1 protein-coding gene is annotated in these 305 nt (G+C 66.6%); it reads right to left on the bottom strand.

Annotation, left to right across the window (positions count from 1 at the left end; genetic code table 11):
• Positions 1–305, bottom strand: a 305-nt coding sequence (locus GTW67_RS06455) for a tetratricopeptide repeat protein (protein WP_161163831.1), incomplete at both ends; no start/stop codon positions are given.

Here is a 305-nt window from a genome sequence, read left to right as displayed (position 1 = left end):
TCCGCACCGAGAATCCGCTCACGATCCGCGGCCACCCGCTCCTCGATATCGATCGCCTCACTCGTCCGCCCCACCTCCTTGTAGGAGGCGGCAAGGCCGGCACGTGCGGAGAGGGTGTCGGGGTGTTCCGGGCCAAGGGTTCGATCACAATCCGCAGCCACCTGCGCGAGCAACTCGATGGCCTCACTCGTCCGCCCGACCTGCTGGTAGGAAGCGGCAAGGTTGGCGCGCGCGGTCAGGGTGCTGGGGTGATCGGCACCCGAGATCCGCTCGTGATCGGCGACCACCTTCTCCTCGATGTCAAT

Source organism: Streptomyces sp. SID5910, assembly GCF_009862125.1.
GTDB lineage: Bacteria > Actinomycetota > Actinomycetes > Streptomycetales > Streptomycetaceae > Streptomyces.
This window is presented reverse-complemented; position numbering and strand designations above follow the sequence as displayed.